General features: G+C 62.0%; 21 protein-coding genes. 3 read left to right on the top strand and 18 right to left on the bottom strand.

The genetic code is table 11. The features are described from left to right. Positions 1 to 2: 2 nt before the first annotated feature. From JFU47_RS07545 to JFU47_RS07625, 17 genes are all read right to left on the bottom strand, one after another. Complete coding sequence (locus tag JFU47_RS07545; protein ID WP_201182191.1) at positions 3 to 539, bottom strand: type II secretion system protein; 537 nt, start codon at positions 537 to 539, stop codon at positions 3 to 5. After that, positions 514 to 888 (bottom strand): type II secretion system protein, encoded by a 375-nt coding sequence (locus JFU47_RS07550; RefSeq protein ID WP_123367325.1) that lies wholly within the window; start codon positions 886 to 888, stop codon positions 514 to 516. Before JFU47_RS07550 ends, JFU47_RS07545 begins: the two co-directional genes overlap by 26 nt. A gap of 4 nt (positions 889 to 892) precedes the next feature. Continuing rightward, the gene (locus JFU47_RS07555; protein WP_123367326.1) at positions 893 to 1,366 is read right to left on the bottom strand and encodes a type II secretion system protein; all 474 of its coding nucleotides are present in this window, start codon (positions 1,364 to 1,366) and stop codon (positions 893 to 895) included. A gap of 2 nt (positions 1,367 to 1,368) precedes the next feature. Beyond that, the gene (locus tag JFU47_RS07560) at positions 1,369 to 3,204 is read right to left on the bottom strand and encodes a secretin N-terminal domain-containing protein (protein ID WP_123367327.1); all 1,836 of its coding nucleotides are present in this window, start codon (positions 3,202 to 3,204) and stop codon (positions 1,369 to 1,371) included. Further along, a complete protein-coding gene (locus tag JFU47_RS07565) occupies positions 3,201 to 3,719 on the bottom strand; it encodes a hypothetical protein (RefSeq protein ID WP_201182193.1) in 519 nt (172 codons plus the stop codon). Before JFU47_RS07565 ends, JFU47_RS07560 begins: the two co-directional genes overlap by 4 nt. Then, positions 3,719 to 4,267, bottom strand: a complete 549-nt coding sequence (locus tag JFU47_RS07570) for a GspMb/PilO family protein (RefSeq protein WP_201182195.1) — start codon at positions 4,265 to 4,267, stop codon at positions 3,719 to 3,721. Before JFU47_RS07570 ends, JFU47_RS07565 begins: the two co-directional genes overlap by 1 nt. Then, positions 4,254 to 4,799, bottom strand: a complete 546-nt coding sequence (locus JFU47_RS07575) for a PilN domain-containing protein (RefSeq protein WP_201182197.1) — start codon at positions 4,797 to 4,799, stop codon at positions 4,254 to 4,256. The genes JFU47_RS07570 and JFU47_RS07575 overlap by 14 nt, the downstream gene beginning before the upstream one ends. Position 4,800: 1 nt before the next feature. Then, entirely contained in the window at positions 4,801 to 5,604 is an 804-nt protein-coding gene (locus JFU47_RS07580) for a hypothetical protein (protein WP_201182199.1), read from the bottom strand. Beyond that, positions 5,585 to 7,291 carry a GspE/PulE family protein gene (locus JFU47_RS07585; protein WP_201182201.1) on the bottom strand — a complete coding sequence of 569 codons (1,707 nt, stop codon included), beginning with the start codon at positions 7,289 to 7,291 and terminating at the stop codon, positions 5,585 to 5,587. Before JFU47_RS07585 ends, JFU47_RS07580 begins: the two co-directional genes overlap by 20 nt. Positions 7,292 to 7,375: 84 nt before the next feature. Continuing rightward, positions 7,376 to 7,909 carry a response regulator gene (locus tag JFU47_RS07590; RefSeq protein WP_201182202.1) on the bottom strand — a complete coding sequence of 178 codons (534 nt, stop codon included), beginning with the start codon at positions 7,907 to 7,909 and terminating at the stop codon, positions 7,376 to 7,378. Between the two features lie 222 nt (positions 7,910 to 8,131). After that, entirely contained in the window at positions 8,132 to 9,085 is a 954-nt protein-coding gene (locus JFU47_RS07595) for a peptidylprolyl isomerase (protein ID WP_201182203.1), read from the bottom strand. 15 nt (positions 9,086 to 9,100) lie between these two features. Then, positions 9,101 to 10,651, bottom strand: a complete 1,551-nt coding sequence (locus tag JFU47_RS07600; RefSeq protein ID WP_201182204.1) for a cytochrome c/ABC transporter substrate-binding protein — start codon at positions 10,649 to 10,651, stop codon at positions 9,101 to 9,103. Between the two features lie 9 nt (positions 10,652 to 10,660). Continuing rightward, positions 10,661 to 11,299 (bottom strand): SCO family protein, encoded by a 639-nt coding sequence (locus JFU47_RS07605; RefSeq protein WP_201182205.1) that lies wholly within the window; start codon positions 11,297 to 11,299, stop codon positions 10,661 to 10,663. Further along, positions 11,296 to 11,952 carry an SCO family protein gene (locus JFU47_RS07610; protein WP_123367337.1) on the bottom strand — a complete coding sequence of 219 codons (657 nt, stop codon included), beginning with the start codon at positions 11,950 to 11,952 and terminating at the stop codon, positions 11,296 to 11,298. Before JFU47_RS07610 ends, JFU47_RS07605 begins: the two co-directional genes overlap by 4 nt. 14 nt (positions 11,953 to 11,966) lie before the next feature. Next, positions 11,967 to 13,919: a YncE family protein gene (locus JFU47_RS07615; protein ID WP_201182206.1), complete on the bottom strand. Its 1,953-nt coding sequence runs from the start codon at positions 13,917 to 13,919 to the stop codon at positions 11,967 to 11,969. 178 nt (positions 13,920 to 14,097) lie between these two features. Next, positions 14,098 to 19,911, bottom strand: coding sequence for a manganese-oxidizing multicopper oxidase MnxG (mnxG, locus tag JFU47_RS07620; RefSeq protein ID WP_201182207.1), 5,814 nt, complete (start codon positions 19,909 to 19,911; stop codon positions 14,098 to 14,100). A 206-nt stretch (positions 19,912 to 20,117) separates the two neighbouring features. After that, a complete protein-coding gene (locus JFU47_RS07625) occupies positions 20,118 to 20,726 on the bottom strand; it encodes a lytic transglycosylase domain-containing protein (protein ID WP_201182209.1) in 609 nt (202 codons plus the stop codon). Between the two features lie 194 nt (positions 20,727 to 20,920). Between JFU47_RS07625 and gspG the strand changes: the two genes are divergently transcribed. From gspG to JFU47_RS07640, 3 genes are all read left to right on the top strand, one after another. Beyond that, the gene (gspG, locus tag JFU47_RS07630) at positions 20,921 to 21,355 is read left to right on the top strand and encodes a type II secretion system major pseudopilin GspG (RefSeq protein WP_123367341.1); all 435 of its coding nucleotides are present in this window, start codon (positions 20,921 to 20,923) and stop codon (positions 21,353 to 21,355) included. Positions 21,356 to 21,369: 14 nt separating this feature from the next. Then, positions 21,370 to 22,557 (top strand): type II secretion system F family protein, encoded by a 1,188-nt coding sequence (locus tag JFU47_RS07635; RefSeq protein ID WP_201182211.1) that lies wholly within the window; start codon positions 21,370 to 21,372, stop codon positions 22,555 to 22,557. 148 nt (positions 22,558 to 22,705) lie between these two features. Beyond that, the gene (locus tag JFU47_RS07640) at positions 22,706 to 23,254 is read left to right on the top strand and encodes a hypothetical protein (protein WP_201182213.1); all 549 of its coding nucleotides are present in this window, start codon (positions 22,706 to 22,708) and stop codon (positions 23,252 to 23,254) included. Between the two features lie 140 nt (positions 23,255 to 23,394). On the opposite strand, the gene JFU47_RS07645 is transcribed toward JFU47_RS07640, so the two are convergent. Further along, the gene (locus JFU47_RS07645; RefSeq protein ID WP_201182215.1) at positions 23,395 to 24,291 is read right to left on the bottom strand and encodes a LysR family transcriptional regulator; all 897 of its coding nucleotides are present in this window, start codon (positions 24,289 to 24,291) and stop codon (positions 23,395 to 23,397) included. Between the last annotated feature and the right edge of the window lie 11 nt (positions 24,292 to 24,302).

The raw sequence follows: 24,302 nt of genomic DNA on the forward strand, positions 1-24,302 counted from the left end.
CATCACCGTCCCAGCGCTTGAGGCGTTTTGGATTGGCCTTTGGGCGCGGACGCGCCATCGAGGAAGGCCTTCTCGGCCACGAACTGCCAGTCCTTGTAACTCGCCATGCCGGTGAAGTCCGACCATTGAGTGGGGAAATCCGCCTGCTTGAGCGGCGTGTCCGTGGAGGGGCTGCTGAGGCCGGTGATGCGTCCGTCGAAACCGCGCATCAGCGTCCATTCGCCGCCACCAATCGGGTCCGGGTACAGGTTGCGCAAGTGGTGTTTGGGCGATGGAAAACGCTCGTCCTGCAACAGGTCCGCCAGTTCTTTCGGGTACTGGGCCAGGCCCGGCGAACTGCGGTAATAGCTGCGCAATGCCTGGGCGTATTGAGTGCCGACCCAGAGCAACTGCCGCTCACGATCACGGCGCGACGCGGTGGACCACAACTCGCCAGCACTGGCCAGGCCCATGCCCATCAACATGATCAGAAACAGCACGCCCAGGTAAGTGAAACCGGCCTCGTTCGAGGGCTTACCACTCGGAATACAGGCTGCCATCACGCGCCCTCCCTGTGGCACCGCTTTTGATGTCGGCGACCCCGCCCGGGACGCCGTCAGGCGGCGCCACCAGCACCCAGAGGTCTTTGCGTTCGGCAATCGGGTCCATCGGCGGGTTGCGCAGGTAACGCTGCTCGACCATCTGTTCGATGGAGTCGGGATAACGCCCGGTGTCGCCGTAGTAGTGGTCCAGTGCTTCGCGCATGGCCGACAGGCTCTGGCGCAGCGTGGTCTCTTTCGAGGCCTCGAGGCTGTTGAAATAGCGTGGCAAGGCGATGGTCATCAGGGTGGCGATGATTGCCATGACCACCATCAGTTCCAGCAGGGTAAAACCCTTTTCCCGACGCATAATCTCACCACTCCCGGTAGGCGATGCCGTTGAGACCCTTGCCGCGAGCCTTGGAGTAAACGTCAAAGACGTCTTCGCCTTCTCGCGGGTTTTGAGCCGTACTGTCGTAAGAGCGCACGCCCCACCCCCCTTCGTCGTCACGCTTGACCGGCGCCAGCGGGTCATGGGGCACGCGCCGCAAAAAGAAGAACTTGGCGCCCTTGGCGCTGCGCACATCGCGCACACCGTCCACCAGCACTTGCAGGTTCGGCGGGTAGCCGCTGCTGTTCAGGGACTTCTCGATGTAGCCGGCGTCGAACGCACGTTTGTAGGCGTCGATGGCATCGCGAATCTGATACAGCGCGGCGCGCAGCTCCTGCTCCTTGCCCCGGCGCACCACGGTCTCGGTCAGCGGCGCGGCCATGCTGGCCAGCAGGCCGATCAGGGCCAGCGTCACAACGACTTCGATCAGGGTAAAACCGCGTTGCGAGGCGTTCATGATCAAGGCTTCTCGACGACAACAGTGGTGGCAGTGGAAGCAACCGGCCGATCGATATGTTCATTCTGAATCGCCGGTTGCATCCCGCGATCCGGTGCCTGGATGTGCATGCTGGTTTCAGTGCCGGTGGTGAATTCCATGTCCGACGGGCTCTGGTATGGCAGGTTGCGCACGATCCGCGGCGTGATCGACAGCACCAGCTCCGACTTGCCGACGGTGTCCTTGTTGCTGCCGAACAAGCGGCCCAAACCGGGAATGTCGCCCAGGCCCGGGATCTTGTTACCGGTAGCGCCATGATCGTTGCGCACCAGGCCGGCGAGGATCTGGGTTTCGCCGTCATGCAGACGCAGGGTGGTCTGGGCGTTGCGGGTGTCGACCTGAACCGGAATCGTGCCCTGGCGGGTCGGTTCCAGTGGCGTGGCGTTACTCACTTCCAGGGCGATTTTGATCGCCACTTCGTTGTTCAGGTGCACGGTCGGCTGTACTTCAAGTTTAAGACCGACATCGAGGTAAGTGACGCTTTCAGTGATCACCGGACCTTGAGTCGAGGGCACCGAGGTGGCGCTGATGATTGGCACGCGCTGACCAATGTGGATGCGCGCCTGTTCGCGGTTGCTGACGCGAATCACCGGGCTGGCCAGGGTGTTGATGTCGTTGTCCTGGGCGTTGATCTTGGCCTGCGGCGACGGCGAGATGGAGATCCGGCTGGAGTTGATGCCTTTGAGTTGATCGAGCAGGGTCACGGCCGAGCCATCGCTGTTGACCACGCCGAAGGTGTTCGGCCATTGCAGGCCAAGGTCGAGAATCCGCTGAGTAGCGACTTCCATCACCTCCACTTCCAGCACCACTTCAGGGTTGGACTGGTCCTGGGATTGCAGCAATTTTTCGGCCATGCGCACCGCATCTTCGGTGTCGCGCATGGTCAGTGTATTGAGGCGTTCATCGACGAACACGTCGCGGGTCTTGAGCATGGTTTTGACCATGTTCAGTGCGGTGTTGGCATCGATGCTGGTCAGGTAGAAGGTGCGCATCACCAGCTCTTGGTAATCCTTGAGCTTCTGTGGCGAGTCCGGGTAGATCAGCAAGGTGTTTTCGTTCACCACTTTCTGGTGCAGCTGGTTCTGTTGCAGCAGCAGCTCCACCGCGTCTTCGATGCGCACGTCACGTACGAAGATGGTGGCTTTCATGTCCGGGCGCAGGTCCTTGTCGAAGATGAAATTCAAACCGGCGACCTGCGACAACACTTCGAAGATGGTTTTCAGATTGGCGTCGCGAAATTCCAGGGTCACCGGCCGATCGAGACGGGTCCGCAGTTGTGGATACGCAATCACGTTGCGGCTTTGCACCAGGCGGACGTCGCTTTGCAGCTCCAGCGCCCCTTCATTCTTCGGGTCCAGTTCGAGGATCTGTTTCACCTGGCGGTCGGCACCGTAGATGTCGCCGCGACGCAGGTCACCCCGGGCCAGTTCGAGTTTTTCATCGAGGCTGCGCATGTGATCGAGCTGGCGCAGCGAGTCCTGGGCACGGCGGTTGTTCGGTTCGATGGTCAACACCCGGCTGTAAGCCTGGCGGGCAGAAGCGAAATCACGCTGGGCGCGATCCATGTCGCCCTGGGTCAACAGCGCCGTCACTGCACGAGCACGGCCGCTGTTCAAGGCCAGGTGCAGCTCGGTGTCGCGAGGGTTTTCCTTGAGCCCTTCCTCGATGCGGGCCAGGCCGGCTTCGTACTGTCCCGACTCCATCAGGTCTGTTGCCTCTTGCTTGGCGACCTGCGCCGAACTGCACGCGGCGAGCCCGGCACAAAGGCAAAGGTTTATCAGCAAACGGGATCTGTTCATTGCGTGCTCCCCACAGACAAAGTCTGAGACAAATGCAGAGGCAGGTAGACAAAGCTGAGTTCCACATCGGAAATCCCCTCGATCCGCCAGGTGTCGTCGATCACATCCCCCTTGCGTACGACGTATATTTTTTCGCCGTTCTGCAAAAACACTTGCAGGTCGGTACGGTCATTCAACTTGCCAATGAACTGGAAAGGCATCGGTGGTGCCGTGGGGACTTGCACCACCGGGGTCAGGTTGACGGGTTGTTCGGTGACGGTGGCGAGCTGCGGCGCAACCTTCCAGCTACGGGCGGCGAACAGGTCGCCAGCCGGGCTCAGGTCTTTCACCACCGCTGGCTTGCCGGTGGCAGCGGCAGCAGGCAGCGCGCCGCGGGTTTTGCTTTTGGTCGGGGTGGTCACGGTCGCGACCGACGCATCGCCCTCGTCCGCCTGCTTGAAGTATTCAGGCAACCAGGTCAGCGCCGCCGCCACGCCGAAGAACGCCACCCAACCCACTACGCGTTTGGTATTCATCATGACCTCGACAGGTAAAGGGTCATGCGGATCCGCCCGGTCAGGTCGGTGTCGACGATTTTTTTACGCTGGAACTCCACGTCCTCCACCACCACCGCCGGCAACTGGCCGAGCAAGGCATGCAGGAAGCGCCGCAGTTGCGGGTAGCTGCCGCGCACCGGCAGCAGAATCTGATAACGGGCCAGGTGCGTCTTGGGGTCGATGCCCAGGGAATATTCGCCCCGAGCCAGGGTGATGTGCTCCTGAGCCGCCAGTGCGTAGATCTTGTCGATGGCCACCGTGGCCTGCGGCTGGGACGGCAACTTGCTGCGGAAATCGTCGAGCTGCCGTTGCGGCACCACCGGCGCGGCAACACTGCCGTCTTCGACTTTGGCCAGGTACTCGCCGGCTTCGCGCGTCTGCTGGCTGAGCGTTTGCAGCGACTGCCATTCTGGCATCAAGCCCACCAGGCCATACACCAGCGCCAGCAGCAACATCGCCAGCCCTGCCAGGCCGGGAATGCCCAAGCCTTGCAGGTATTCGTGGACGATCAATCTAGGGATTTGCATCGCCAATCTCCCAGGTAGCCGACAGGTTGAATTGCACCGGGTGTTCCGGCACGTTCGTGACGATTTCGTGGCTGAGCAGCGACACATCGGACAGTTCGTCGCTGGCTTCGAGGCTGCGGTGGAAGTCGAGCATGGCTTCCAGATCCCGCGCTTCGGCGCTGATTCGCACCTGGCCTTTGCGGGCATCCGGAGTCAGGGTCAATAACGCAATGTCGTCCCGGGGCATGGCTTCGAGCATGGCGAACAGACGCTCCCATGGCCGGCGCAACTGCTGGGACACCTTGCGCATCTCGGCCAGGTTGTGTGCCTGTTCGCGGGTTTCGGCCGGGGTCAGGCTGACCTTGCCGCCGGTGTCGCCGGTGAGTTCGCGTTGGGCGGTTTGCAAATGGCCTTGCTGTTGCGCGGCCTGTTCACTGACGTGCTGCTGAACCAAGAAACAGGTCAGCGTCAGCACCACGCCACCGACCAGCAGGCTCCAGCCCAAAGGGCCTGAACGGCGGCGCGGCTGGAAGTCGAGCATCAGGGCGCGCATGTCAGGCCACCGCCCGGGACATCACGTACAAACCATCGCGTACGGATGTCCGGTGTTCTTCGAGGGTTCGCAGGTGCACGCCGGGCACCTCGGGATGCGAGTCAATGCGTGCCGGCGCGTGCAGGTAAACGTTCAGCGGCCGCTCGCTGGTGGACGCCTGCAATTGGCTTTCACGACCGATCAACGCGGTCAGCGCGACGTCGCTGTCGCTGCTGCCGACCGAACGCACCGATGCCCAGCGCCCTTCCCGGGCCAGTAACAACACACTGCGCACCGGTTCGGCGACCACGAACAGGAAGTCGCCAGCGTCGAAACTTTTATCGAAGTGATTGAACGCCGCCATCAGGTACGGCTGCACCGAACGCAGGCGCAGGCCACGCCCCGTGACCAGCGTGCGCAAATGCGTCAGCAAGTCTTGCGGCAGCGCGGTGGCGACCCGGTCGTAGCCCGCCGGTTCGGCCGACAGCACCATGTTCCAGGGTTGAGTCGGCACACCGTAAAGGTCTTCGAAACACAGTTGGGCAAACCCGAGCAATTCGGCAGGACTGCTGATTTGTTCGCTCCAGGGCACCAGACAGAAGCGGCTGAAGTGCCCGGAGATCACCACACTCAATTCGGCACCGGGACGGGTGTGTTCGCCCAGCAGACGGTCGAGGGTTTCCAGCGCCACGGCCCAGGCATGGAAGCCTTCGTCGATAAAACCGACGCTGCCCAGCCACAGGGTTTCACTGCCACGGCGCTGGCCCAGACCGACACCACTGGCGCCGAGCACGGCGATAAAACGATCACGAGATAAAAGTGACACGATTGATCTCCTCGAGCGTGGTCCGCCCCTCTGCAACCAGCTCCAGTGCCGACTCGCGCAACAGGCGCAAGCCACGGCTGCACGCCAGGGCTTTGATTTTCGAAATGGGTTGGCGCTCGACGATCATTTGCCGCAACTCGTCGTCGAGGTGCAGCAGTTCGGCAATCGCCGTACGCCCGCGGTAACCGGTGCCCCGGCAATGGCCGCAGCCCTTGCCGTGGACGAAGTGGTAGTGATCGACCTGTTGCGGATCGAGGCCCGAGAGGCGCAACTCTTCATCGCTCGGGGTGACCGGCACGCTGCAACTGGTGCACACCAGGCGGATCAGGCGCTGGGCCAGTACGGCATTGAGTGCCGACACGAGGCTGTAAGGATCGATTTCCATCTGGGTGAAGCGGCCGATCACGTCGAACACGTTGTTGGCGTGAATGGTGGTGAACACCAGGTGCCCGGTGAGCGCCGATTGCACGGCGATCTGCGCGGTGTCGGGGTCGCGGATTTCACCGACCATGATCTTGTCCGGGTCATGGCGCAGGATCGAGCGCAAACCACGGGCGAAGGTCAGGCCTTTCTTTTCGTTGACCGGGATTTGCAGCACGCCCGGCAGCTGGTACTCCACCGGGTCTTCAATGGTGATGATCTTTTCCACACCGTGGTTGATCTCGGTGATCATCGCGTACAGCGTGGTGGTTTTGCCGCTACCGGTGGGGCCGGTCACCAGCACCATGCCGTAAGGTTCGGCCGCCAGCCGACGCAAGTGGCGCAGGGTTTCGTCCTCGAAGCCCAGGGCTTGCAACTGCACGCCGCAGACCTTGTCGGCCAGGTCCTGTTTGTCGAGGACCCGCAGCACCGCGTCTTCGCCGAAAATGCTCGGCATGATCGACACCCGAAAGTCGATCTGCCGGCCGCTGATGCCGATCTTGAAGCGACCGTCCTGGGGCACGCGTTTTTCGCCGATGTCCAGTTCGGCCATGACCTTGACCCGGGAAATCACTTGCTCGGCGAATTCGCTGCCCTGGATTTTGCTGATGTTGTTCAGCACGCCATCGATCCGGTACTTGATCACCAGACCGCTGCCGGTAGTGCCCAGATGGATATCGCTGGCGTGCATTTTCAGCGCGTCGTAGAGGGTCGAGTTGACCAGTTTGACGACGACGCTGGCGTCCTCGCTGATGCTGGTCAGGGACAGGCTTTGCAGGGTATCGATTTCGACATTGGCGTCAGCCTGGGCGTTGAGCGATTCCACCGCGTGGAAGCTTTCTTCGTGGCGTGCCAGGTAGGCCTTCAGGTCGTCGGCATGCACCAGGTACAGCGGCGCGCCGTGCAGGCAGTCGTCGATCCAGGCCAGGCGTGAAGTATCGAAGGGGTCGGCAAACACACCGATGACCGCATCGTCGTGACGCAGCAGGATGAATTCGCGTTTGAGGCATTGGGCCAGTGTGACCCGGTCGAACACCGGGGAGGCTTTGAACAGGCTGTCGGTGTCGAGCACCGGATAGTGCAGGGTCGCGCCGAGGCACTGGATGAAGGGCATGGGGGCCAGTTCGCACAACACCCCAAGGGCTTCCAGAATACGTTCGCCGGAAGTGGTGGCCCTGGCCCGGGCCTGGGCCAGTTGCTCACTGGAAAATCGAGACGGTACACAGTCCAACGGCGCCGGTTCGACGACAAGGGATAGACGGTCCATGGCATGCTCTCCAACGCCGGGGGCTTTGAGCCCTGTCGACGCGGCAGGCCATTGCGGCGGATGCCGGAACGTCTTGTCGCGCCACTACTCCCCGGTGAGCAATTGTTCGTCGCCTGGTGCCATGGAGGTCGATGAACTTCGTCGACGATCTGCCAGCACCCAACTGCCGTCGTACAACTGCAGCGGGAAACTCTCGGTCCTGCTCTGGCGTCGTTCGACAAAACCTTGCGAATTGCTCATGCCCGCTTTGGCTTCGCGCTCCATCCCCAGAAGGTCGCAGACTGCTCGGGCCAATTCCGCCAATGGAAACGGTTTGAACAGGATATGGCTGACTCCCAGTTGCCGGGCCCGCTCACAGACTTCAGCGGTTGGGTGCCCGGTAATCAGCACAAAATGACACTTCCTGTTCTGGCGGACAGCATCGAGCACCTCAAAGCCTTCCATGTCGGGCAAGCGGTAATCGAACACCATCACATCGGGTGCAAACTGTTCGGCTTCACCGATACCCGCCGCACCGTCATGTGCAATCCGGACGTCGAGCTCTTGCGCCTGAAGGTAATCCTTGAGGTTTTCGGCAAGGAGCTGTTCGTCTTCGACAACCAGTACTTTGTTTAACAAGGTCGACTCCTTGAAACCGCAGGTCCGATGTTCCAGCCCTGGGAGTACGCGCCTTCACTGAGGCTAACGCACACTTCATGCCAGGCTGAGCGCCGGTTTTTTTATCGTTGCACGTCTTTGATTTTCATGAAAAAACCATTTCGTCCAGAAACTCCATCCCCCAAAGACGGGGAAGCACTCGGATGTACCTTGAAGCTATTCCCCACTGTTGGGGGGGAACCTTCAATCATCGTCAACCCGTTCGATTCGATTGCTTGATCGCAGTTGCGCGAGAACCTGTAGACGAGCCTGAGCTTGTTGCTGTCGGGCAAGGTACGCCCTGACCATTTCAAGCCCTTGCACCTCTGAGACATCGGTCGCCTCCAAGTGGTTCTGTAGGTAAATCAAATGCCAGCCCAACGCTGTACGCACCGGTGTACTGACAGTCCCCGGTGCCAGGGCGAAGGCCGCTGTTTCGAATTCAGGCATCATCCGCCCACGAGGAAAATAGCCCAGATCTCCACCTTCACCAGCGGAAGCGTCTTCGGAACCGGCCCGGGCCATACTGGCAAAGTCCTCACCCTGGCTGATTTTCACTTGCATCTCCTCTAAGCGTAGTCGGGCTGCTTCAACTGTGGCGGCATCCGCGCCTTGAGGCACTTTGATCAGGATGTGCCGTGCCTGGATTTGTTCCGGCCGGTTCATCTCGGCGCGATGCTCTTCATAGAACGCACGGACCTGCTTTTCGTCAGGCCCGGCGACCAGGGTGAGGTCGGCAAAGACTTGCTGGGCTGCGAGCTCACGGCGGGTGTACTCGGTGTAACCGACTTCGTCGAAACCGGCCTCTTCCAGGCGCCGGGCGAACACTTCAGCCCCGCCCATGGCCTGCCGGGCCTGATCGATCTGGCTTTGCACCACCGCGTCACTGATCACCACCCTGCGCTTGACGGCTTCCTGCCACAGCAATTCTTTGTCAATCAAGGCCGTCAGTGCCGCCTGACGCAATTGTTTGTAGGCCTTGGGGTTGCGGATGCTGCCCAGCGCCCGGCCCTGGTCCTCCAGGTATTCGGCGAAATAGCGCTCCAGGCGAAACTCGGAAATTTCCTCGCCATTGACCCGCGCGGCGGCCGGGCCATTGCTGCAGAACGCCACGGGAACCCACAGTGTGAGCAGGAGCAACAGAGCCTTGAGCATCATGATCGAGACCTCCAGTCAGGGTGTAGCGGAAATGGGTTTGTAGGGAGCGACCAGATAAAAGCGCTGGCCGGGCAAGTCCACGGTGACGATATGCGCACCGCTCAAGCCCAGGCGGCGGCCAGGACCGAAGCTGATCAGCGGGGTCAGCCCGGTATCGAAGTCATGCAGGCCTTCCAGCGCACTGATGAGTTTCTCGCGGCTGGCGTCGCGCCCGGCCTGTTTCATGCCTTCGCTGAGCAACAACATCGAACTGAACGCGCCGACTTGCAGCATCGCATGCTGACCGCCGAGCCCCTGGCGTTCGCGCAGTTGGGTCAGGGCCAGGCGTCCGGCCAGCGTCCAGTCACTGGGCACGAACGGATAAGCCAGAAACACCCGCTGGGAAAAGTCACTGGGCACCTGCAACAGATCACCCGCCACCTGGTTCGACGCAGCGAACAGATAAGGCACCTGCCCCGCCGCCTGCAAGCGCTCGGCGAGGTGAACGAAACCGCCGCCGCTGCCCAGGTAAAACACCGACCGCGAGCCCAGTGGCAGTTCGTCCTGCGCCGAGTCGTAGGCTTTCAGACTGACCTTTTGCCAGGCTTGATCCTGCAAGTACTGGCCGAGGCTCTGCGCCGCCAGCCGTTGACTGGGCTCGTCCGGATAGAGGATCAGCGTCGGTCCCTCGAGCACCCGCAAATTGCGGGTGGCGTAATCGCCCAGGGCGATCAGTTGCTCGCGCAACCCCGGCAGCGGTTCGAAAATCTGTCGACTGGCCTGCGCTGTACCCAACAATGACAGCGGTCCGATCAGCGGAACGCCGGCCCGTTCCAGGCGCGCGGCCAGGTCCGAGTCCAGTGCCGGTGCCAGTGGCGCGATCAGGGCGAACACCTGTTCCTGCTCGATCAATTGATCCAGCGCCTGTTCGGCACTGGCGCGGTCCGGGCCCGGATCGACGATGGTCAGGCGCAACTGCCGGCCATGAATCCCGCCCGCTTCGTTGATTCGCGCCACGCTGCCCTGGAGCACCGCCGCCACCGTGGCCCCCTCCTCGCTCAACGGTCCCTGGCGTGGCAACAACGTGCCCAGGTGCAGACTGTCGGGGGTCAGGCCGGGGTCGCGGTCCTCGGCCACGCGTTTGAGGTAGGCCGTGAGGTTGCGCTGATCTTTCATCGACAGGACGAAGCGCGGCATCGCCGGGTCGAGCCGATTGTTGCCCGGATCACGCCCTTCCTGGATGGCCCGCGCCAACGTGCCTTCGGTATATGCCGGGTACGCACGGCCATTGATTTGCTGCTGGCCGTAGGTGCTGGTGAGCCGCGACCAGCTGAGATCCGGCGGTCGCACCCCGCCTTCGGGCCGCCCGAGGCCATCGGCGCCGTGGCAGTTAGCGCACGGCAGGCTGGTGGCCGGCAACAGCATGTCCGCCGCCCCGACCCGGGCCATGATCGGCTCGCCACTGTCGGAGACACCCTCGCGATACAGCCGTTTACCGGCGTTTTCACTCGGGCTCAGCGGCAACGCATCAGCAGCGAAATGGAGGCCGCCGAGCAGTAGCAGGCCGAGAACGAGGGAGGTCCTCATGGCGCGGGCTCAACGACCGGCCACGGGCATTGTCAGCAACTGCAAGCGCTGGGCAATGGCGGCGGCCGGGGCGTCGGGACGAATTTTGCTCCAGCGTTTGTTGGCCACGTCACCCACGATCAGTTGGGTTGAATGCTGCTCGGGGGTCGGTACGATCTGGCCGATGCGCCCCAATACAAGGTCCATCTGTGCCTTGTCACCGGTGAGAAAAAGCCAGTGGGGGCCATCGACGCCCTGCTTCAAGGTGTAAGCCTTGAGTACCGCCGGGGTGTCCCGCAGCGGATCACTGGTAAGGGAAATAAAAGTGATGCCGTCAGCCTTGTCGCCCAGCAACTCACGCACTTCCTTGAGCTTGCGGGTGATCAGCGGGCAGGCATCGTTGCAGCTGGTGAAAATCACGTTCAACAGCACCACGCGGTTCTGCAGCGCGTCGCTATAGAAACGCAGGGTCTCACCGTTCTGGTCCTGCAACGGCGTGTCGGTGAACCAGGTTTTCGCATCGCGGGTGCCAGTGCCCGTAACCAAGACGGGCGGTGCGGCAACGGCGGCCGCCGCCGGTGCCGGCTCTTCGTGCCCTTCATGGGCGGACGCCAGCGAACTCAACATGCAAAAGCAAAACGTCAGGGTGATCCAGTCGAGGATTCTCATGGCTGCTGCTCCATGGCGATGGCGGTGTGCTTGGCGTGGGCGTTGCGCTGGCCGCTGAGTTTCTCCACTTCACGGGTCAGCACCGTCGGGTCGGTGAAGCCGTAGTAGCGGGTCCAGTGGCGGCTGTTGCCGTCCCCCACCAGAATCAGTGGCTGATGGCTTTTGAAGTCCCCGCTGAAGGTGCCCAGTCCCTTGAGGGTTTCGTTGATTGACTGCGAACTGCCGGTCAGCCAGCTCCAGCCCGGGCCGTTCTGGAAGTTGCGGGCGTAGTCGTTCAGGCGTTTGGCGTCATCGCGCTGCGGGTCGATGCTGATCGACACCAGTTGCACCTCGCCGCCGACCCGGGCACCCAACTGTTTTTGCACCTTGCCCATGATTGACGACACCACCGGGCACACCGTGGTGCAGCTGGTGTAGATGAAGCTCATGACCACAATCTTGTTGGTCACCAGGTCTTTTTCCAGACGCACCGCTTTGCCGTTCTGGTCCACCAGCGCCACGTCGGCGAACTTGACCTGAGCGCTTTCCGAACGGGCGCTTTTGGCCGGCATTTCGTGACCGGCGTGTTCATCCGCCGAGTGGGCCAGGGCCTGGCCGATACCGGCGGCCAACAGGCAGAACGTCAGCAGTCCACGGTGTGCGAATCGGTTCATGTCGAAACTCCTTGTTAGTGGGCATCGCCGGGCAGGACCCGAACGCTGGCAAAAGTTTTGTCATCGAAACTCGCGCCCAGCGACGCTGCACGTACGTGCAGGTACCAGGCGCCGTTCTGGTCGAGGGTCACCGGGGCTTCATAAACGCCGTCGCCCACTTCCAGCGCGGCGACTTGCTGGACCCGGGACGTCGGGGCCCGGAAGTAGCGCACCTGAACGTCCTTGACCCCGCTGCGCTGGGTCTTCTGCTTGCCCTGAACGATGCGAAAACGCACCACGTAAGGACTGCCGAGGGCGGCCGTGGACGTGTCGAGCATGAATTCCACCTTCGGCACACCCGGGTGCAGAGCGAGGGTTTTATCCGGCTCAACCAAGGCCGTGAAGCAATGGATGATGTTCGGCTGGTTCAGCAGGAAGGCCACGTCGAAACGCCCGGCAGCGGGCAGTTTGATCCGGGCGCTGTACAACCCCGGCTCGACTTCGCGCAGGCTGCGGTCGATGACCATCGCCGCCCGTGCCACTTGCCCGCGATTGGGGTAGCCGGACATCGGCGCGTTCATGCCTTCGGCGTAGAAGTAGGTGGTGTTGTCCACCGGGTTGACCACAAACACCGCGTTGTCATCCCGCGACACCGCCAGGCTCGATGCCAGCGGCAGGTCACCGGCCAGCCGTGGCGCCTGAGGCCCGGCTTCGAAGCCCTGGCTGATGGGCGTGCGGCCTTCACCCAAGGACGCCAGATTGATCATCGTGACCTTGGCCGAGGCCAGTCCGCGAATGTAGGCGTAGGCCTTGGTGAACACCACTTGATAAGGTTCGGCGGACACGTCCAGTTCATGGATCAACGAATCGGTGGCCGCGTCGATCACCGAGGCCTGGTTCTCGAGCGTGTTGAGCACGATGCCGAAACGACCGTCAGCGCTGAAACCCATCGGGCCCAGGCCCTGTTTCATCTTGATCACCCGCCGTACCGCGAGGCTGGCGGTGTCGACCACGGTCACCGTGCCGTCCTTGCCATCGGCGACATACACCGCTTGGGACAACGGCGAGTACGCCACGGACAACGGGTGCGAGCCGGTCTTGAGTTGCTTGCTGATGGTCAGGCTGGCGATGTCGATGAGGCTCACTGTCCCGTCATCGCGGTTGGTGACGAAGGCAAAACGACTGTCCTTGCTGAAGGCGATTTCGTGATGCCCGGCACCGGTGGCCAGGTGTTTGAGCGTCTTGAGGCTGCGCGTGTCGATCACCGTCACCCCGGACTCTTCGGCCGACTTCGCGTTGTTGCCGACCCACAGCAGACGCTCATCCGGTTGTAATGCCAGCCGTACCGGGTTGCTGCCGGCTGCCACCGAGTCGATCAACTTGAATTGCTCGCTGTCGATCACCGCAATCTCATTGGCGGTCGGCATCGAGATGAACACCCGCTTGTTGTCATGGGGCGTGACCCAATCCATCGGCGGCTGCTTGATGTCGATCCGCGCCATGGTGCTGGTGATCCCGCCCACCGACACTGACGGGTCGACCACCGAGACGCTGGCATCGCGGTTCATCACCAGCAGGTAGTAGCTGTTCATATCGAGCAACGGCCGCGCGCCGATGCTCGATTTCAGAAACACCCCGACCCGGGATTTGCAGCTGCGTTCGCGGCCCTGGGCCTGGTCGGCGGCGACGGCTTCCGGATCGAGCCAGGCGCCGGGGGAGACACCCGACAAGGGTTGACCCGAAGCGCTGTCAGTGACCCGAAAGCGCACGTCGGCGAACTCGCCCTCGCGCAGGACTCCGTCCTGCGCCAGCGGCCGCACCTCGAGCGCCACCGACACCCCGTCACGCTCAAGCGTCTGGCCGCTCCAGGTGTCCGGCAGCGCGACCTCGCTCAGCGTGGCCGGGGGCGTCGTGCGCCACACCCCCAGCCAGATCAGCGTCAACCCCACAACCAGCGCGCATCCGGCCACTTTGATGGTCCTGTTCATAATGCTTCTCCCCTTCAGATCTGTGTCTGCCTATCTCTTGCAGGAGCAAGGTTGCCCCTGTGGGAGCGAGCCTGCTCGCGATAGCGTCATTCGCCTCACCACGTAAAACCGAGGTGACTTCATCGCGAGCAGGCTCGCTCCCACAGGGGTGGTGCTATCCACCACCCCATCCCGACGCCTACGGTGCCGGAGCCGGTTCAGGTTCGTTGGTCACCCGCAGCAATCCCCAAAGCCCGGCGGTGTTGCCGTAGGCGGCGTAATCGCGGAACAGATAGTCGCCCGGTATCGCATTGCTGCCCCCGGCGCTCGGGTGCATGAAGCTGAAGTGCGCCGCCGGCAGGATGCTTTCGTGGGCACCGATGTACATCGACATCGGGTTGTAGCCAAACCGCACCGAGCCCACCCCAGGTGTACTCATCGGATAGCCACCGGTATCGCTCTTCTCCGACTGGAACGGGTTGACCGACCAGACGTGACCATCCAGTTGGAAGGTCGAGCCACGACTGCCACCGGTCGGCATCAGAATGTGCGTGCGGAACGGTTGCCCCGGTTTCACATACAGCACCGGCGTTTGCGGATCGCCGCCCACCAGCGCATTGCTGAAGGCCATGTGCGCATTAGGCACGTCGCCGTAACCATGGCCGTCGGCGTGGCCGAACGGCGCATCCGGTGGCAGGCCAAAGCGGTACCACATCGGCTCGGTCTTGTAGTTGATGGCCATGCTCGAGTTGTCCTGCGGATCGGTCGGCACACCGGCCTCAGAGGCAATACCTTCCACCGGACGCCCATTGGCCCAGCGCATGTTCAACGCTTTCTGCCAGACCATCGCAAAATCGCGGTAGGTGGTTTGCCCCGGTGCGGTGACGGTCGCATTCACTTTGCGCGTGTCTTCAACCCAGGTGGCGCCGATCGGCAGGATGCTCATCGCACCGCCAAGGCCTTTTTGCGACTGCTTGATGACGTCCGCCGGGGTGAAATTCAACCCGCCGAACTCCACCGCCGTGGCGTTGATGTTGTCGACACTGCGGCCCAGTTGCGTGACCGGCTTGCCTTCCCGCTCCAGGTGCCCGGCGTAGTACTGATAGGTACGCGTCGGGTACGCGCCAACATTGCCGACACGCGGTGGCACGGTCTGGGTCGGGTTGGTGCCGACGTTGGTCCCGTCGGATTTGGTGATGTCGTACGCCAGCAGTTGGGCGTGCAGGCCCACCGTGCTGGATGGCCGCATCAGGTTATTGCTGAAGGTGGTCGAGCCCTCGCCATCATTACGGTCACGCTTGACCATGCCCATCACCGAGGCTGTCTGGGTCAGGTCCGGCATCACGCTGGGCAGGCGGTTTTCCAGGGTTATGTTGATGCAGTCACCCGCCGCTGCGCGCAGCACCAACGGTTCGACAGGCACACCCGGTTTGATCTTGCCGGTGATCGGATCGAGATCTGCCTTGCGCACATAGAGGATCGCGGTAGGGTCATGCAATGGCCCGCTTTGCCCGCCGATGGTGAAGGTCCCCTCCACGGGGTCGCTCACCGTGACCTGAGGAATGCTCACTGCCCGCGAGTTGTACACCAGGGTGCCGCCCGCCGGATTCAATGGCCCGCCGACATGCTGCCCCATCCCCGCCGGATCACCGATGGACAGGTTTAACGGATTGCGAAGGATGTCATTGGCCAGCGCCGCGACCACTTCATAGTTGCGTTGTGGCGTCGGCCGGGTGCCGATGCCATTGGGGTTGGCGCCGTACCGTGGGCAGATGCCATCGAACGCCACGGTGTTGCGCATACCGGCCGGTTTTGCGTTGTTCGGTAGCGCAAACAGATCACTGCGCTGGGCCGTGTAGTTGCGCATCACACCCCAGATCCCGCTCCAGTAACCTTCCAGGGAAGCGTCCATCGAGTACAGGTAATCCCCGGTGGTCGCGGCAGAGCTGGAGACCATCGACACTGGCGCATTGAAGCCCATCTGCTCGGAGATCCCGATCATTTGCGACGAGCGCCAGCCGGAGTTTGAGCTGTTGCCGTAACCGGAACCGCTTTGCAGCCATTTCACGCCGTGCAGGGTCACGTTGTGCTCTTCTTCATGACCACCGGCATGCACCCGCAATCGCACGTTGTCACCGGTATAGGTGCGCAACATCGGGGTGAACGGGTCGCCCGGTTCTGCACCGCCACGGTTGATGTGTGGCGGGAACAGCGTGGTGCCGCCGGTTGGGCCGATAGCCGCGGTCACCAGATTCGGCGCCAGGTTCATCGCCGGGATGGCTCGGTCAGTACGGCTTTGCATGGCGTACGCCAGGTCGCCGCCGAGGCCGTCGGCCTGCATGCCGCGCTTGCCGTCCGGGCCGACCTTGTTCGGGTCGTACACCCGCAGGGCCAGCGGTTCGTTGCGGTAATTGACCACGAACATGCCGGGGTCATCGACCGAGATGGCTTGTGGGCATGGCCGGCTTGGGCAACCGGGCATCAGGCCACCGCGGGCTTCGACCACCTGTTCAAGCAGGGTCTCGGCTTCTTTGCGCACCGGAGGGTTGATCGCGTAGCGGAAGCTGTCAGCCGTGGCCGGGAAGGCTTGCGGATTGGGCACGCCGTTGGGGCCAGCGCCCACGTACACGCCGGCTTCATAGGCGTGCTGGAAGTCGCTGTATTCGAGGAAGAACTCACGGAAGCTGTCGTTCTTGCCGTCACCGTCCAGGTCACCGGTGGACACCACCGCTTGCCACGAAGTTGGCCCACCGTCCTGCCGCGCGCCGCTGTACAACGGCTCGCCGGTTTCAGCGTGGAACCAGGTCGAACCGGCCGGTTCTGCCAACACGGTGGCGTACAGACCGATCTGTTGGTGAGTCGATGGGCCTAAGTGGTCGTGGGTGAAAATGGTCCCCAGGCCACGGTCGATGCCTTTGGCGTTCACCACCGGATCGACAAACCAGCGCTGCATTGCCGTGCGCGCCCCGACCCAGTCGGCCCGGCCAAATTGACCGAAGTACGGGTGATTTTTGGCTTTCGGACAGGCTGGCGTGCCGTCACGCGAGTCGGTGCCTTGGCACTGGTTGAACTCGCGAATGGCATGGATACGTTCTTGCACCGCTCCGGGGGAAAGCACGCCATCTTCGTAGTTCCAGCCGTTGGCCGAACCGTCGGCAGACACCAGGTCCCATTTAGGCAGGTGAATGTGCTGGCCGATCACGTCGGTCGGCGTGCGCACCTGATAGTCGTCCATCTCATAGGTGGCTGGTACCAGATTGGTTTGCTGGTACTGCACGCAATCGAAGGTGTTCATGCGCATCACCAAAGGCTCTGGCGGACGCTGCTTGTTGATCACCGGCCAGGCGTCTTCCCACAACGCGAGAATGCGCGCTTGCGGGAAGTGGTAACCGACCTTGTTGTAGACCGCATCGAACTGGATGTTCGCCGCTTTGTAGACGCGAGGACGGTCGGCGGTGAAGGTCGAGGAACCGGTGTAGGACATGCCGTCGATCCGTTCGCCACTGGCAAATTCGCCGGTGCCGGCGCTGCTGGTCAGGCGTTTTTGCCGATCGTCCATGCACGGTTCGTAATACGGTGCGCCCGCGATCGGCAAAGCGCCGTTGGTGCGGAAGTTGCGCGCGACGATTTGATTACCGGGCAGCACGGCGAAGCTTGGGTGGTCTTTTTTGGCGTGGAACGCCATGGCCGCCTGTTCGACTTCGGTGCCCTCTTCCGGCATGTAAATCGGCTTGGCCCGGGTCACTTCCTTGGAGAAATCCAGGGACGTGGTAATGGTGCGCGCCTGGCCACCGGCGGAGAAACCGTCCAGAGAGTGGCGCCCCAGACCGCCGTCCCAACCACCGGACTGAGCCGGGTCGAGATTGGCCCACAAGGCGTTGCCACTGGTTTTCAAGGACTGCGCCTTGGCAGGGTCGAGCATGTCCAGCGGTGGAGTCGGTGGACGCTGGCCAACCGAGCTTTCCATGCCGCCGATCCAGAATGGATAGCCAGGGTTTTTCAGGCTGCCGTCGGCATTGCGGTTGGCTTCACTGCGATCCACCAGGGCCAGGGAACCAATGGCTTGAGCGCCACCGCTACCACCGTGATGTTCGCCGTCGTCTTCACCTTCCTCATCGCCATCGGCCACCAGGGTTTCGCCGATTCTCGGCACGACCGCGACTTTGCCCGGCATCGGCGCCATGGCTTTGCCTGGCAGCGGCACGACGGCTGGAATCGGTGTACCGGCAACGATCTCGCCATCGGGCAAGGCCCTGGCGCCAGCCGCCGGTTTGCCGCTGCGCAGTGCATAAGGTTCGCTGTGATAACCGTCGGCGCCCTGCTGGGACACCTCAAGTTTGGTGCCTTCTTCGAATACGTCATGCACCCGCCACATGCTCCACATGCCTTGGGCAAAGTGCGGATAGAAGTGGCAGTGATAGATCGCATCGCCGGCTACGCGGTTGCGGTTGCCCGAACCACCGTTGGCGATTTCGTAGGTGTAGCCGGCGCCAGGACCGATGCCTTGGGCGTCCACATAGTCGGAGTTGTCGTCGTTGGGGTTGAACAACCACTGGTGCCCGTGCAGGTGGAAGATGTGCTGCTCGTGGCCGTTGTGGGTGTTGCGGAATTTGATGAAGTCACCGATGTAGCTGTGGTTGACGTTGGACGGCTCGGACGGGTACAGCGCCATGGTCGCCTTGACTCCGATCTGATCGGCGCGGGGGACTTGACCGGGAAGAATGCCTTCCAGACCGGCGTTGGCCGGTACATCCACCAACATCGCCACGTCGCCGACGGTGTGCGAACTGAGGAAGAATTCTTCATAAGCGCAGGACAGGCAGTCGTGCATCGGCCCGACGCCCAAACGGTTGGCGACCACTTCCGCCCCCATGCCGCCGGAGCCGTAGTTGATCATGAACGAGTCGCGGGTCGGCTCCAGCACGTGGGCCATGACCGGGTCTGCAAAGTAGGCGGGGAACGCCTGGGTCGCGGCGGTTTCATCCTGGAACTGCGAGGCGAAATCGCGGAACGGTTCCAGACGGTTCGGGATCGCCGGGTTGCGTTTGCCGACGGCTTCCAGCGGATAGGTCGACGGCGGGAAGCTGCCGTCGGCGTTGCTGCCCATCACGATCGCGTCGGTCTCGCTGGAAATGATTTCATTGCCGTCGACCATGTTGATGATCGGCGTGCCGGCCTTGCCTTCACGGATCCACGGTTCGCGTTGTGGATAGCGCGCCTGGTAATCAACGATTGGTTGTCCGGCCGGGGTGCGGCCGACACTGGCCAGGCGCATCTCTTCTTCGGTCACGGTGTTGCGATAGGTGCGGCCGCCTTTGGGCACGACCACCACCTGGCCGAACAGTCCGTTGGCGACGTTGCCCGCATCCCCTTCACCGCCGAATGTCGCGCCACGGCTGCTGGCGGCAAACGCCCCTTCGCGCTCGGCATACAGCGTGTAGGAACGGGTAGCGCCGGGAGGAATCAAGGTATTGGCGTTACGCCCGGTATAGGACGCAATGTCGTCGATGCTGTTGACCGCTTGCATGCCGTTGACCTGGAAGCCGACGTGGCGGTCAGCGACCTGCTCATCGACCTTGAATTGGTCTACGTTGCCGATTTCTACTTCACCTTCAATACCACCCACCGCCCCGCTTTCGTGGCTGCCGGGGTTGGCCTGGTAGGCGAGCAGGTTCTGCAGGTTGATGGTCAGGCAATCACCGGCAGCGACGCGCAGCACCAACGGACGCGGACGCTTGTCGGGCCGCAGCGACACCTTGCCCGGCACCGCCGCCCCGCCCTGGGCCAGGGACATCTCGTGATCATCGATCACATCGCGGCGCAAGGCGAACATCATGCCGTTGACGTTCTGCGCGCCGAGGCGGTTGAACATCAGCGGCTGATCCAGCGCCACGACGTTAGCCACCAGATTGCGCTCGCAACGCACGGCTGCCTCGGCCAGCTCGATGCCAAACATCGAGGCCACCAACAACAGCATTTTAAAAAAGGACGGAGTGTTGGGTATGCCGGTCATGATCACGGGCCTCGCTGTGGGTGCTCACAGGGAATACTTCTCGACTAATCCCTTTGAGCAAACCGCATGCCATAAATAATTTAGTTATTTTTCAATCAGTTAAATGAACGACTTAATAACTCGGGGGATATTCCCCACTTATTCCCCACTTTTCGGCCGGGGCCACCATCCCCCACTATTGGGGGAACGTGCCCCACGGTTGCCGATCACAACGGCGCATCCACGGCCAGGCCCTGCAAGCGTCGGTATTGGCGCAAGACACTGGGCACGTAACGCTGGGTTTCGGCGAACGGCGGGATCACCCCGCCACGGCTGAGCACCGCTTGCGGCCCGGCGTTGTAGGCCGCCACGGCGAGGCTGATGTCGTTATCGAACAGAGTCATCAGGCGCTTGAGGTATTTGGCGCCACCCTGAATGTTGGCTTTCGGGTCGTAGACATTCTTCACCCCCATCTCCCGGGCGGTGTCTGGCATCAATTGCATCAACCCACCAGCCCCTTTGGGTGACCGCGCACGGGAGTCATACGCAGACTCGGCCTGGATCACCGCATGCAACAGCGCTGCCGGTAGTTCATTGGCCGTGGCCGCCGCCGAAACCAGCTCGGCATAAGGCTGTAGGGCAATCATCTGCGGTTGTTGATCCATGCTGACCCGGGCGGATTCTGACTCGTGAATCACCCGTTCATAGGTGCGGCCGGGACGGTGGACATTGGACAGAACGTAGCTGCCCTTGGCGTCCACGGAAACGAACACATCGGCCTGTACGACGCCGGTCAACACGAGCAGACCGAGCAGTCCTGTGGTGAGTGTTTTCATTTTTTGCCTCCCCTGCCCGGCCCCGAAAAATGGGGCTAATGCCCCAATGGCCGGTAGTAAACCAGCCATACGCAAGCACTGTGCCGGATGCGCGAAGGCCCGTAATTCAGGGGTTGCAGAAGATTGTCCGGGCATGAGCATGGCAATTGCATAAGCCTTCACGGCGACCCTTCTGCCGACTGTGTGAGGTCATCATGAATCAGCGTTTGCGTTCCGCCCCGCGTGCTCAAAGCGGGTTCACCCTGCTCGAACTGTTGGTGGTGCTGGTGGTGCTGGGGCTGTTGGCCGGCATCGTCGCGCCGAAGTATTTCGCCCAACTGGGCCGCTCCGAAGTGAAGGTGGCCAAGGCGCAAATAGAAGGCCTGGGCAAAGCATTGGATCTGTACCGTCTGGAGGTCGGTCATTACCCCTCGACCGAACAGGGTTTGCAGGCGCTGGTCACCGCGCCCAGCGATGAAACCAAATGGACCGGCCCTTACTTGCAGAAAAAATTGCCGCAGGATCCGTGGGGCCGTAACTACACCTATCGCTACCCCGGCGAAAACGGCGAATACGACTTGCTGTCCATGGGCAAGGACGGTCAACCCGGCGGCGAAGGCGAAAACGCCGAAGTCACCAGCTGGCAGTGACGGGAGTAGCAACCATGCGTTTTCATCTCAAAGCCGTTGGCAAGGCCGGTGTAGTCTCGATGACCGTCGAGGCGCTCGGCCACAGCGAAGCCCGTCGCATTGTCGAAGACCAGGGCTATCGGGTCGTCAGCCTGTACGCCGAGCGTCACTGGCGTGCGCTGCGCGTCAGGCAGCGCGAAACCTTCAACCTGGTGCTGTTCAGCCAGGAACTGACCACGTTGCTCAATGCGGGCCTGCCGCTGATCGATGCGCTGGAAAGCCTGGCGGAAAAGGAGAACGCGCCCCAGGCCCGCAAGACCTTGAGCGAACTGGTGCGCCTGCTTTATGAAGGCAAGTCCTTCTCCCAGGCACTGGGCCAGTTATCAGCAGTTTTCCCTCCGCTCTACGTAGCACTGGTGCAGTCCAGCGAGAAGACCGGCGCCGTGGGCGATGCCCTGGGGCGCTATGTCAGCTATCGCCAGCGCATGGACGAGGTTCGGCAAAAAATCGTCAGCGCTTCGATCTACCCGATGCTGTTGCTGGTGGTGGGCGGTGGCGTGGTGTTGTTTCTGATGGGCTACGTGGTGCCGCGCTTCAGCCTGGTGTTCGAAGGGCTGGGCTCGAACCTGCCGTGGCTGTCGCAGATTCTGATGAGCAGCGGGATGTTCCTGCACGCCCATCAGGGCGAATTCTTCGGCGCATTGCTGGCGAACATCGTCGCCCTCACCTTCCTCCAGCGCCAACCGGCCTTTCGTCGAGGCCTGGACCGCGTGATCGAAAAACTCCCGGCGGTCCATCAACGCATCTTCATGTACGAACTGGCTCGCTTCTACCGCTCGCTGGGGATTCTGCTGCAAGGCGGTATTCCCCTCGTCACCGCCATGGGCATGGTTCGCGGCCTGCTCACCGTCGCCTCCCGCGCGCGCCTGGACGAGGCCTGCGAACGGGTACGCGAGGGTCAGTCGCTGTCGACCTCCCTGGAACTCAATCATCTGGTGACACCGGTATCGCTGCGCTTGCTACGCGCTGGCGAGCAGTCCGGCAACCTCGGGCAAATGATGGAGCGCAGCGCCGACTTCTACGACGAAGAAATCAGCCGCTGGATCGAATGGTTCGTGCGGCTGTTCGAACCCTTGCTCATGACCTTCATCGGCCTGCTGATCGGGGTGATCGTGATCCTGATGTACATCCCGATTTTCGAACTGGCCTCGAGTATTCACTGACCCCTGGAACAGGGTCGAGCGGTACGTTGCATTATTCATCGACTTACAAATGAATAAATCACTGCATGGAAGTGTTTATCAACTGAATCAAGCAGCACGTTGCATTGTTCATCAACGTTCCAACCCGAATTAAAAGACGGAGAACGACATGCACATCAACAAGCTTTTATTGGCAGTAGCGATTGGCGCAGTTCTGTCGGCGTCTACCGTATTGATACCGGACAGCCTGTCCGGTGTATCGAGCGCACAGGCCAAGGATGGCGGGAGTGGCGGTGGTGGTGGCGGATCAGGCGGCGGTGGCGGTGGTCATGGTGGAGGAGGCGGTGGCGGTGGCTCTGGCGGTGGTGGCTCTGGTGGCGGTGGCGGCGGCTCTGGTGGTGGCGGCGGTGGCGGCGGCAATAGCGGCGGTCACGGTGGAAGCGGCAGTGGCGGCAATAGCGGCAGCGGTCACAGTGGCAGCGACCATGGCTCGGGCCATTCCGGCAACTCGGCCTCATCCTCCTCCGGACGCAGCGGCACTCATGCCGAAGCGGGAGATGACCACGGTGTGCATAGTTCCGGTGAAGTGGGCGATGACCACGGCGTACATGTCGGCGGCGAACTGGGTGACGACCACGGCGTACATGTCGGCGGTGAACCGGGTGACGACCATGGTGTGCATGTTGGTGGCGAGCCAGGCGATGACAAAAGGAGCTGACAAATACTGAACCCCCAAAACTCCACAAATCCCCTGTGGGAGCGAGCCTGCTCGCGATAGCAATCTGTCATTCAACATGATGTCCGTCTGACACTCCGCCATCGCGAGCAGGCTCGCTCCCACAGTGGAAGTGGTGAGCCTTACAACCCACCCTCAGCCTGATCCAGCCGTTCACGCAAAAACTCGATCAACGCCTGCACCGGTCGCGATGCTTGGCGGTGCTGCGGATAGACCGCCGACAACGTCAGCGGCGGCGGACGAAACTCATCCAGCACCGGCACCAGCCTGCCGTCCTTCAACGCCGAACCCACAATGAAGGTCGGCAAGTAAGTAATCCCCATACCGGCAATCGCCGCGTCCCTGAGCAGTTCACCATTGTTCACCCGCATCCGCCCGGTGACATTGACCACCAACGGCTTGCCCTGCCCTTCAAAACGCCATTGCACCTGACGACCGTGGCCGTAAGGCAGGCAGTCATGGCTGTGCAAGTCTTCGGGTTTGAGCGGCGTACCGCGCTCGGCCAGGTATGCCGGGCTGGCGCAGTACATCCGCTGGATGGAGGCGATGCGTCGGGCGATCAGCGTCGAGTCCTCCAGAATGCCGATGCGCAGCGCCAGGTCATAACCCTCACTGAGCAAATCCACCGGCCGATCACTGAGGTCGACCTCCACCGTGACATCGCGATAACGCTGCAAAAACACCGGCAGCAAACAGCCCAAATGCGCCACCGCAAACGACAATGGCGCGCTGATGCGAATAGTGCCGCGGGGCTCAGTGGTCTGGCCGGCGATGCCCTGCTCGACTTGCTCGACTTCACCCAGCAGACGCAAGGCTGACTCGTAATAACTCTGCCCCAGTGGCGTCACGTCCAGCCGCCGCGTGGAGCGATTGAGCAACCGCACACCCAGACGCTCTTCGAGCTGCATCAAGCGCCGGCTGACGAACTGCTTGGACAGGCCCAATTGATCGGCCGCCGCGGTGAAGCTGCCGGAATCCATGACCTGGCAAAAAATACGCATATCTTCGAACGGGTTCATTGTCACGCCTT

Source organism: Pseudomonas sp. TH39(2020), assembly GCF_016650715.1.
GTDB lineage: Bacteria > Pseudomonadota > Gammaproteobacteria > Pseudomonadales > Pseudomonadaceae > Aquipseudomonas > Aquipseudomonas mandelii_C.

Coding starts and splice junctions, on each gene's coding strand:
- JFU47_RS07585 (WP_201182201.1), bottom strand. CDS start 7,291: ATGGACCGTCTATCCCTTGTCGTCGAACCGGCGCCGTTGGACTGTGTA.
- JFU47_RS07600 (WP_201182204.1), bottom strand. CDS start 10,651: ATGAGGACCTCCCTCGTTCTCGGCCTGCTACTGCTCGGCGGCCTCCAT.
- JFU47_RS07550 (WP_123367325.1), bottom strand. CDS start 888: ATGCGTCGGGAAAAGGGTTTTACCCTGCTGGAACTGATGGTGGTCATG.
- gspG (WP_123367341.1), top strand. CDS start 20,921: ATGAATCAGCGTTTGCGTTCCGCCCCGCGTGCTCAAAGCGGGTTCACC.
- JFU47_RS07575 (WP_201182197.1), bottom strand. CDS start 4,799: ATGCGCGCCCTGATGCTCGACTTCCAGCCGCGCCGCCGTTCAGGCCCT.
- JFU47_RS07595 (WP_201182203.1), bottom strand. CDS start 9,085: ATGATGCTCAAGGCTCTGTTGCTCCTGCTCACACTGTGGGTTCCCGTG.
- JFU47_RS07605 (WP_201182205.1), bottom strand. CDS start 11,299: ATGAGAATCCTCGACTGGATCACCCTGACGTTTTGCTTTTGCATGTTG.
- JFU47_RS07565 (WP_201182193.1), bottom strand. CDS start 3,719: ATGAATACCAAACGCGTAGTGGGTTGGGTGGCGTTCTTCGGCGTGGCG.
- JFU47_RS07625 (WP_201182209.1), bottom strand. CDS start 20,726: ATGAAAACACTCACCACAGGACTGCTCGGTCTGCTCGTGTTGACCGGC.
- JFU47_RS07545 (WP_201182191.1), bottom strand. CDS start 539: ATGGCAGCCTGTATTCCGAGTGGTAAGCCCTCGAACGAGGCCGGTTTC.
- JFU47_RS07635 (WP_201182211.1), top strand. CDS start 21,370: ATGCGTTTTCATCTCAAAGCCGTTGGCAAGGCCGGTGTAGTCTCGATG.
- JFU47_RS07610 (WP_123367337.1), bottom strand. CDS start 11,952: ATGAACCGATTCGCACACCGTGGACTGCTGACGTTCTGCCTGTTGGCC.
- mnxG (WP_201182207.1), bottom strand. CDS start 19,911: ATGACCGGCATACCCAACACTCCGTCCTTTTTTAAAATGCTGTTGTTG.
- JFU47_RS07640 (WP_201182213.1), top strand. CDS start 22,706: ATGCACATCAACAAGCTTTTATTGGCAGTAGCGATTGGCGCAGTTCTG.
- JFU47_RS07570 (WP_201182195.1), bottom strand. CDS start 4,267: ATGCAAATCCCTAGATTGATCGTCCACGAATACCTGCAAGGCTTGGGC.
- JFU47_RS07615 (WP_201182206.1), bottom strand. CDS start 13,919: ATGAACAGGACCATCAAAGTGGCCGGATGCGCGCTGGTTGTGGGGTTG.
- JFU47_RS07645 (WP_201182215.1), bottom strand. CDS start 24,291: ATGAACCCGTTCGAAGATATGCGTATTTTTTGCCAGGTCATGGATTCC.
- JFU47_RS07560 (WP_123367327.1), bottom strand. CDS start 3,204: ATGAACAGATCCCGTTTGCTGATAAACCTTTGCCTTTGTGCCGGGCTC.
- JFU47_RS07555 (WP_123367326.1), bottom strand. CDS start 1,366: ATGAACGCCTCGCAACGCGGTTTTACCCTGATCGAAGTCGTTGTGACG.